Source organism: Microbacterium yannicii PS01 (assembly GCF_000304335.1).
Lineage (GTDB): Bacteria > Actinomycetota > Actinomycetes > Actinomycetales > Microbacteriaceae > Microbacterium > Microbacterium yannicii_A.
Map to the genome: position 1 here is coordinate 1 of NZ_CAJF01000055.1, position 8,598 is coordinate 8,598.

The 8,598-nt window shown below is 70.6% G+C and carries 7 protein-coding genes and 1 pseudogene; 5 read left to right on the plus strand and 3 right to left on the minus strand.

All coding sequences use genetic code 11. The features are described 5' to 3' along the window. Positions 1 to 29: 29 nt before the first annotated feature. The 3 genes and pseudogenes from WYM_RS21590 to WYM_RS22045 form a co-directional block, all read left to right on the plus strand. Positions 30 to 221, plus strand: a pseudogene (locus WYM_RS21590) (ABC transporter ATP-binding protein); the annotation flags it as partial. Between the two features lie 61 nt (positions 222 to 282). Further along, a complete protein-coding gene (locus WYM_RS20805; protein WP_237739455.1) occupies positions 283 to 1,365 on the plus strand; it encodes an SbcC/MukB-like Walker B domain-containing protein in 1,083 nt (360 codons plus the stop codon). Between the two features lie 96 nt (positions 1,366 to 1,461). Next, positions 1,462 to 1,638 carry a hypothetical protein gene (locus WYM_RS22045; protein ID WP_019182340.1) on the plus strand — a complete coding sequence of 59 codons (177 nt, stop codon included), beginning with the start codon at positions 1,462 to 1,464 and terminating at the stop codon, positions 1,636 to 1,638. Between the two features lie 15 nt (positions 1,639 to 1,653). Here the strand turns inward: WYM_RS22045 and WYM_RS18520 are convergent, their stop codons facing one another. After that, positions 1,654 to 2,211, minus strand: a complete 558-nt coding sequence (locus WYM_RS18520; protein WP_019182341.1) for a hypothetical protein — start codon at positions 2,209 to 2,211, stop codon at positions 1,654 to 1,656. A gap of 117 nt (positions 2,212 to 2,328) precedes the next feature. Here WYM_RS18520 and WYM_RS18525 point away from each other — a divergent pair, with 117 nt between their 5' ends. Further along, on the plus strand, positions 2,329 to 3,909 hold the full coding sequence (locus tag WYM_RS18525) for an MFS transporter (RefSeq protein ID WP_019182342.1): 1,581 nt from the start codon (positions 2,329 to 2,331) through the stop codon (positions 3,907 to 3,909). On the opposite strand, the gene WYM_RS18530 is transcribed toward WYM_RS18525, so the two are convergent. Further along, a complete protein-coding gene (locus tag WYM_RS18530; protein WP_019182343.1) occupies positions 3,881 to 5,392 on the minus strand; it encodes a lipase maturation factor family protein in 1,512 nt (503 codons plus the stop codon). The genes WYM_RS18525 and WYM_RS18530 overlap by 29 nt on opposite strands. Positions 5,393 to 5,543: 151 nt before the next feature. On the opposite strand from WYM_RS18530, the gene WYM_RS18535 reads away from it, so the two are divergent. Then, entirely contained in the window at positions 5,544 to 6,122 is a 579-nt protein-coding gene (locus WYM_RS18535) for a hypothetical protein (protein ID WP_040569516.1), read from the plus strand. A 189-nt stretch (positions 6,123 to 6,311) separates the two neighbouring features. Here the strand turns inward: WYM_RS18535 and WYM_RS18540 are convergent, their stop codons facing one another. Next, complete coding sequence (locus tag WYM_RS18540; RefSeq protein WP_019182345.1) at positions 6,312 to 8,384, minus strand: NAD(+) synthase; 2,073 nt, start codon at positions 8,382 to 8,384, stop codon at positions 6,312 to 6,314. Between the last annotated feature and the right edge of the window lie 214 nt (positions 8,385 to 8,598).

Below are 8,598 nucleotides of genomic sequence, written 5' to 3' on the forward strand. Positions count from 1 at the left end.
CGGTCGGTGACTAAGGACCTTCCGTGAGTAAGTGCTATCGGCGCATCGATGAGCTGCTCGCCGACGGCCGCACGCTGTTCTTCGTCGTCGCACAGCGAGCGAGATCTGCGCCGGTTCTGCACCCGCGGCCTGTATCTTCGACAAGCAACCGTCTCGCCATGGACGGCTCGATCGGCGAAGTGCTCGATCGCTACAACTCCGATCATCCCACCGGAGTCTGAGCGTCAAGCCTCCGCTGCGGCGACCTCAAGCGGCGGCGCGGTAGAGGCCGCCCGCGCTGCCGTGACGGCAGCGCGGGGCGAGTACGCGAGCGTCGCGGAGCGGGTTTCGGTGGTGTCGCGTCTGCGCGATGCGGCGCGCTCCTGCGCGAGTGCCCGCGATGCGGCGCAGCGGGCAGACGCCGCCCACGACGCTGCGCGGACCGACGCGGAAGAGCGGGTCGCGGCATCCGTCTTCTCCGATGCGGCCGAGGCTGCTGCCGCGCTGCGCGATGCGGCCGAGATCGAGCAGCTCGCGACTCGCGTCGCCGAGCACGACGCGCAGCGCACCGCCACCAGGCACCGCGTGCTCGAGCTCGAGCTCGAACTGGCGGGCACCCCCGACGAGCCCGTCGACCTGGCGGCATCACAAGCCGCCCTCGATACCGCCGACGCCGCCCGCACCGACGCGCTGGCCGCCGAGAGCGAGGCGCGCCACCTCGCCGCCGCGCTGCGCGACCTCGTTCTGCAGCTCGACGACGCCTACGCCGGCGTTGCGGCGCGCGCCGCGGAGGCCGCCGCCATCACCCGCCTCGCCGACACCGTGGCGGGACGGGCACCCAACTCGATGAAGATGGACCTCGAGACCTTCGTGCTCGCCGCCGAGCTCGAAGACATCGTCGCCGCGGCCAATCTCCGACTGCAGGACATGTCGTCCGGCCGGTACCGGCTGCAGCACAGCGACGCCCGCGCCGCCCGCGGGGCGGCGTCAGGGCTCGGGCTCGAGATCGCCGACGCCTTCACCGGTCACGCACGTCCCGCCCAGTCGCTGTCGGGTGGCGAGACGTTCCTCGCCTCCCTCGCCCTGGCACTCGGCCTCGCCGAGGTGGTCACGGCGCGCGCCGGCGGCGTGCGGCTCGACACCCTGTTCATCGACGAGGGCTTCGGCTCACTCGACGAAGAGACCCTGGAACTGGCCATGCGCACGCTCGACGAGCTCCGCCAGGGCGGCCGCACGGTCGGCGTCATCAGCCATGTCGCGGCGATGAAGGAGCAGCTGCCGGCGCAGCTCAGTGTCGAGGCCACCCCGCACGGGCCCAGCGTGATCCGGCAGGAGGGTTCGGCAGAGACGCCAGCCGTTCAGAGCGGCTCCCTGGCCGAGGTCTGAATCCACCGGCCCTCCCGGGGACGGGCGACCGGCGTCGGGCGTGGGGACCGTCCGTGCCCGGATCGCCGGACGGATGCCGCGGATTACGCTGGAAGGGTGAACAAGAGCTCCGTCTGGACCGTCCTCGGCGTCATCCTCGCGATCGTGATCGCCTGGATCCTCGTCGACATCCTGTTCTCGCTGCTGTGGTTCATCGGCAAGCTCGTCGTCGTCGCGGTCGTCGCCGTCATCGTGTTCCTTGTGCTGCGGTCGGTCTTCCGCCGGGCGGACTGACGTCCGGCGAGGCCCTCAGACGCCGTACTCCTCGCGGATCCGGTCCCTCAGCTGCTCGCTGCACGCCGCCACCGCGGCGTGCCAGTCGGTGATGGCGCCGTCCTGCGCGCGATCCGAGACGGCCTTGAGCACGCGGATCGGCACGGCGAAACGCTGCGCCACCCACACGTACGCATACGTCTCCATGTCGACCAGGCCCGCGCCCAGGGGACGGATGGTCGCCACCGCCTCCGCGTCGTCGACGAAGCGGTCTCCCGTGGCGATCGTCACGCCCTCGCGACCGAGATCGACTCGTGCCGGAAGCGAGACGTGCTGGCCGACGATGCCGTCGATGTCGGTGACGTCGTGCTGCAGCGCCGCGTCGACCTCGTAGACCGACGCGTCCAGCAGCGTGTCGATGGCTCCGGCCGTGCCGACGACGACGATCTCCTCGTAGGGCTTCGCGTCGAGGGCGCGGGTCAGGGCGTACGTCGCCTGGAGCTTGCCCGGACCGGTCACGAGGCGGTCGAATCCGGGCAGCGCCTCGGGGAAGGCGACGAGTTCGGATTCGAGGGCGGCGACGAGAAGTCTCATCCGTCCATTCTCGGTGGTGCGCCCTGAGCTCGAGCACCGGCCACTCGTGCCCAATGGCTCTCGCGCACTGAGACCGCAGGGCGATCGGCCACGATGCCCGCGCTAGCCTGAACAGCGATGCCGAACCGTGAGACGAGCCCCCAGAGCCCCGCCGCCGCCGCGAAGGGTGAGGGCGCCCCGCACACCGCGGCCATCCCGCTCACGTCGGGCGCCCGCTGGCGCGCGTTCTGGGTGTGCGTCTCGGTGGCTGCGATCACGATCCTCGACATGACGAAGGTCAACGTCGCCCTGCCGTCGATCGGCGAGGTGCTCGGCGCCGACTCGACCCAGCTTCAGCTCATCGTGTCGGGCTTCGTGCTGACCTTCGGTCTCGTGCTGGTGCCGATGGGCCGTCTCGGCGACCAGCGCTCACGCCGCACGCTGTTCGTCGTGGGTCTGTCGCTCTACACCGTGACGAGCGTGCTGTGCGCGCTCGCGCCGAGTGCCGAGGTGCTGCTCATCGCGCGGCTGCTGCAGGGTGTGGCGGCCGGCATCCAGATGCCGCAGGTGCTCGGCATGGCGCAGGAGCTGTTCCAGGGCAAGGAGCGCGGCCGTGCGTTCGGCCTCTTCGGTGCGACGATCGGCGTCGCGACGGCGTTCGGGCCCACCCTCGGCGGTCTGCTCATCGCCCTCGGCGGGCCGACCGACGGATGGCGGCTGATCTTCTGGATGAACGTGCCGCTGTGCCTTGCCGCCATCGCGCTGGCCCTCTGGCTGCTGCCCGACACGCGCACGCGCTCGCGGCGTCCGGTGCAGCTCGACCCCGTCGGCCTGGTGCTGTTCGGCGCGAGCGTCGTGTCGCTCATGTGGCCGTTCCTGTTCACCACCGGCGCCCCCACCGACAACCCGGCCCGATGGTGGCTGCTCATCGCCTTCGCCCTGTTCGTCTCGGCGTTCATCGCGTGGGAGCGGCGCTACGCGGCCCGCGGAGGCAGCCCGCTCATTCCGCTGAAGCTCTTCCGCGTCGCCTCATACCGCAACGGCACGCTGCTGCAGACGGCGTACTTCACCGCGGCGCCCGCGCTGTTTCTCGTGACCACGCTCTTCCTGCAGCTGGGCCTGGGCCTCGAGCCGGTCTTCGCCGGCATGACGTCGATCGGCTTCGCGCTGGCGAGTGCGGTCACCTCGTGGATCGGCGGCAACCTCGTCACCGAGTACGGCCGCATCGTGGTGGTGTGGGGACTCGCAGCGGTGCTCGCGTGCGTGGGCGGACTGGTGCTGGCGGCGATGTTCACCGATCCCGCCTGGACGCCGTACGTCGTCGCGGCGATCATGACCGTCGGCGGTGCCGGCGGCGGCCTGGTGATCGCGCCCAATCAGACGCTCACGCTCATGGACGTGCCGGTCAAGCAGGGCGGTCTTGCCGGCTCGGTCGGCCAGCTCGGCCAGCGCATCGGCGCCGCGGTGGGCACGGCCGTCGCTCTGTCGCTCTTCTACGCCACGATCTATCGCGAGTCGGGCACCGAGGACGACCTGGTTGTCTACCACGACGCGTACGCGTTCGGGATGCTGTCGGTCGGGCTGTTCCTCGCCCTCGCCTTCGTCGTGGGCATCGTCGACCTCTCCGCGCGTCGCAAAAGCGAGCGGAAGCACAAGAAGCGCTCGAAGGCGGCCCTCGCCTCGGACGGCGTCAGCGGCGCAGAGACGCCGGTCCCATGACCGGACGCCGCCGATCGCGCACCCACCGTGCCCGGTCGCGGCGGAACTCGGCGCGGGTCGCGAAGCGGTAGCGATAAGAGACCGCGCGCACCCATCGCGGCCTCTCGCCGTCGAACGGATCGTGCGCGAGAAGGCGCAGGGTCGCGGCATCCGCTTCGAGCAGCTTCACGAGGAAAGCCGTGAACCAGTCGTCGAGGGATCTGCCGAGCGGCAGGAACCACATCAGCCAGTCCAGCCGCAGGTGATACGGCGCGTACTGGCGCGGGATGCGGCGCACGTCGCCCGGCTTGCCCTTGAATCCGTACTCGTGCCAGGTCGCGGAATCCGGATCCTCGTCCATGGTGCCCTCGACGACGATCTCGATGCGCTCCTTCGTCACGGTGCCGAACGCTCCGTAGGCGTTCGCGAGCTGCCACCGGTTGAAGCTCGCGTTCATGAGCTGGCGTCGAGCGAACAGATTCCGCAGCGGCGCCCAGCTGAGCACGATGTAGAGCAGGCCGACACCGCACGTGAGGACGACCCAGTACAGCGGCATTCCGTCGATGATCCACGGCGCGCCGACAGGCTCGGAACCTCCCTGTCCCTGTGCTTGGGCAGGCCCGGCAACCGGTCCGAGCGCGGGCGCGCCGATCGCTGAGAAGCCCAGCACGATCGTCATCCAGTTGAGCCACGCGAAGTTGCCGGTGACGACGAGCCACAGCTGGGTGGCGATGACGATCGCGGCGGCGACGGCCCCGACGACGGCAGGCACGGGCCCGGGGACGAACAGCCCGAGCAGCGGCGCGAAGAGGAACCACGGCACGACCAGCTGCGCGAAGTGGTTGCCGATCACCTCCGCCTTGTGGATCCAGCGGGGAAGCAGGTGCGCCTGACGACTGAGCGGGCCGGGCATCGGCTGGGTCTCGTGGTGATAGGTGAGCGCGGTCAGGTCGCGCCACTCGCGCCCGCCGCGGATCTTGATCATCCCAGCGCCGAACTCGAGCCGGAACACGAGCCACCAGAACAGCACGATCACCACGGTTGACGGCGGCTGCGAGTCCGAACCGAGGAACGCCGCGAGGAAGCCGGCCTCGAGCAGCAGCATCTCCCACCCGAAGCCGTAGAAGGTCTGGCCGATGCTCGTGATCGACATGTAGCCCAGCCACAGCGCGAGGAAGCAGATCATCGGCACCCACGGCGGACCCAGCTGCGGGATGCCGGCGGTCAGGGCGGCCGCGACGACCATGCCCCCGACGCACAGAGCAGCCAGGCGGCGGTCCGTGTAGCGCACATGGCGGAAGAGGGTCGGACGGATGAGCCCCGCCGCCCGTTTGGAGGACTGCGCCCAGGCCAGCAGGTCCGGCGCGGGGAGCAGGCCGTTCTCGCCCAGCAGCGGTCGGAACTGGTTCAGCGACGACAGGAAAGCCACGAAGAACAGCGCGGCGATGCCCCGCTGCAGCACCTGCCGCGCGAACTCGAAGTCGACCGCTGCGAACCCGTCCATCGGCTCCGTTCCGTCCCTCGGGCCTCATCATCGCATCGGGCGCCTGCCCTCTCGCGAGGGGGTTGACGCCTCGGTGCGTGGCGGTCTTCCTGCCTGAGTGGGGCAGCGACAGGATGGGGGTGCGGGATGTCCGCGGGAAGAAGTGTGGATCATGCAGACGGTGCTTCTCGACACGCCGACGGGCGTCGCTGCCCGCCTCGCCTGGGACCCGAAGGTCCCCGAGCATGACCGCAAACGGCTGCTGGCCAAAGAGCTCGTCGCCGCCCATCTCGGCGTCGATCCGGCGGCGGTGAGAGTAGACCGCGAGGCGCCCGGCACCTTCGGGTTCCACACGCAGCTGCTCGCGGAGGTGGCGGGGCAGGAGGTTCCGCTGAAGATCCGCAACGCGAACTTCCGCGCGGCGACCGTGGTCGCCGTCGCCGACCCGGCGGTGCCCCTCGGGCTCGACCTGCGCGATGCGCACCCCGACGACGCCGAGCTGCGCAACATGAAGCGGCACTCGCACCTCTTCGAGGACGACGACCTCTCCAAGCTCCTCGCACACTGGACACGGGTGCAGGCGGTGCGCGACGCCGACGGCCGCGGGTCCCGTGTCGCCGCAGACCACGTGCGCCTGGACAGCCCGCGCACCAAGGGATGGATTCCCGACCGCCGGGTGTACTACCAGCTCGCCGACCTGTCGCGCGACGGCTGGATCATCACGCTGGCCTACGGCGCGCTGCCGGCCTGACTCCGCTGGGCCGGGCTGGACCCCTGAGCCCGCCGCTTCGTTGCCCGGAACAGGTGTTCCGGCGTACGCAGGCGGGGGGCGCCGAACCCGGCCTGCCCTCGCCAGAACACCTGTTCTCAGCACCTGCAGGTCCCGGCACCGCGCACGAGACCGGGAACCGGAGGGACGGATGCCGCGGCATCCGTCCGGTCACTCCTCGACGAGTTCGGGGAGGGCCGCCTTGAGCTCGGCGATCCACGCGCGGGCGTTGCCGTCCGACGGCGCGCGCCAGTCGCCGCGAGGCGAGAGGGAGCCCGCGGGCGAGACCTTCGGGCCGTTGGGGATGGCGGAGCGCTTGAACTGCGCGAACGCGAAGTACCGCTGCAGGAACACCTGCAGCCACTTCGTGACCGTCGGCAGATCGTACGCGTAGCGGTCCTCCGACGGGAAGCCCGGCGGCCAGGCTCCGGCATCCGGATCCTGCCACGCCTGGGCGGCGAGGTAGGCGATCTTCGACGGCCGGTAGCCGAAGCGCAGCACGTGGTACAGCGTGAAGTCGTGCAGCGCGTAGGGGCCGATGCGGTCCTCGGTGGACTGCATCTTGCCGTCCTGGCCCGCCGGCACCAGCTCGGGGCTGATTTCGGTGTCGAGTACCGACTGCAGCACACGGCGGGCCTCATCCGACAGGTCGGTGGACCCGTCGCCCTCGTGGCCGATGACCCAGCGGATCACGTGCTGGATCAGCGTCTTGGGCACGCCTGCGTTGACGGCGTAGTGGCTCATCTGGTCGCCGACGCCGTAGGTCGCCCAGCCGAGCGCGAGCTCCGACAGGTCGGACGTGCCGATGACCATGCCGCCGTGGTGGTTCGCCAGGCGGAAGAGGTAGTCGGTGCGCAGACCCGCCTGCACGTTCTCGAAGGTGATGTCGTGCACCGGCTCACCCTCGGCGAACGGGTGGTCGAGGCGCTCGAGCATCTCGATCGCGAGGGGACGGATGTCGATCGTCTCGATCGACGCGCCGAGGGCTTCGGACAGGGCGATCGCGTTGGACTTGGTGTGGTCGGTGGTCGCGAACCCGGGCATCGTGTACGTCAGGATGTCGCTGCGCGGCCGGCCCATCCGGTCCATGGCCCGCGCGACGACGAGCAGCGCGTGGGTGGAGTCCAGACCGCCGCTCACGCCGATCACCGGCTTCGGGTTGCCGATCGCCTGCATGCGCTGCACGAGACCCGACACCTGGATGTTGAACGCCTCGTAGCAGTCCAGCGCGAGCCGCGCGGGGTCGTCGGGAACGAAGGGGAACCGGTCGAGGTGCCGGCGCAGACCCACATCGGTCGCGGGCGGATCGAGCTGGAAGTGGACCGTGCGGAAGGCGGCATCCGCTTCGACGGTCCTCCTGTTGTCGTCGAACGTGCCCTGCCGCAGGCGATCCTGCCGCAGGTGGTCGAGGTCGATGTCGGCGACGGAGCGGCGGGGACCGTCGGGGAACCGCTCGGTCTCGGCGAGGAGGTTGCCGCCCTCGTAGATCATGGTCTGCCCATCCCACGAGAGGTCGTTGGTCGACTCGCCCATGCCCGCAGCGGCATACACGTATCCCGCGAGGCAGCGGAGCGACTGCGACTTGCAGAGGTCCTTGCGGTCCTCGGCACGCGCGATCGTGATGGGGCTGCCGCTCAGGTTCAGCAGCACGGTCGCGCCGGCGAGGGCGGCGCGGGACGACGGCGGAATCGGCACCCACACGTCCTCGCACACCTCCGCGTGCACGACGAGGCCGGGCACGTCGAGGGCCTCGAACAGCAGGTCGGGTCCGAACGGCGCCTCGAGCTCGCCGACCCGGATGTCCTGGTCGTACTGGTCGTCGCCGGGCGCGTACCAGCGGCGCTCGTAGAACTCGCGGTAGGTCGGCAGGTACGACTTCGGCGCGACGCCGAGCAGCTCGCCGCGGTGGATGACGACGGCGCAGTTGTACAGGCGGTTGCGGTGGCGCAGCGGCGCACCGACGACGAGCATCGGGAAGAGATCGACGGATGCCTCGACGAGCCGTTCGATCGCCGCCTCGACCGCGTCGAGCACGGCGTCCTGCATCACGAGGTCGTCTATCGCGTACCCGGTGAGGCACAGCTCGGGGAAGAGGGCGATCGCGACGGCCTCGGCGTCGCACTCGCGTGCGGCGGTCAGGACGGCATCGGCGTTCGTGGCCGGGTCGGCGATCGCGACGGGGATCGTGCACGCGGCGGCGCGGGCGAACCCGTGCCGGTACGCGCTTTCGAACGGCAGGCTCATGCCTCCCAGTCTGGCAGGACCCTGTCCGCCGCCGGGGCCCCCTTGCGCGCGACCGCCGAACCACCCCACTTCCGGCATCCCGCGCCCTCGTCCTTCCCTCCGCGCCGGGCGGCTGGGGCGCGAAGGGATGCTGGGGCGCGAACCGTCGGGAAGGGCCGCCTGCCGCCGTCCGAACGCGGCCCTTTGCGACGGGTCGGGGCTCGATGCGGAGGGC

What these genes read in the sequence shown, in the direction of transcription:
- WYM_RS18530 (WP_019182343.1), bottom strand. Translation starts at nt 5,392, where the DNA reads ATGGACGGGTTCGCAGCGGTCGACTTCGAGTTCGCGCGGCAGGTGCTG.
- WYM_RS18535 (WP_040569516.1), top strand. Translation starts at nt 5,544, where the DNA reads ATGCAGACGGTGCTTCTCGACACGCCGACGGGCGTCGCTGCCCGCCTC.
- WYM_RS18540 (WP_019182345.1), bottom strand. Translation starts at nt 8,384, where the DNA reads ATGAGCCTGCCGTTCGAAAGCGCGTACCGGCACGGGTTCGCCCGCGCC.
- WYM_RS18525 (WP_019182342.1), top strand. Translation starts at nt 2,329, where the DNA reads ATGCCGAACCGTGAGACGAGCCCCCAGAGCCCCGCCGCCGCCGCGAAG.
- WYM_RS18520 (WP_019182341.1), bottom strand. Translation starts at nt 2,211, where the DNA reads ATGAGACTTCTCGTCGCCGCCCTCGAATCCGAACTCGTCGCCTTCCCC.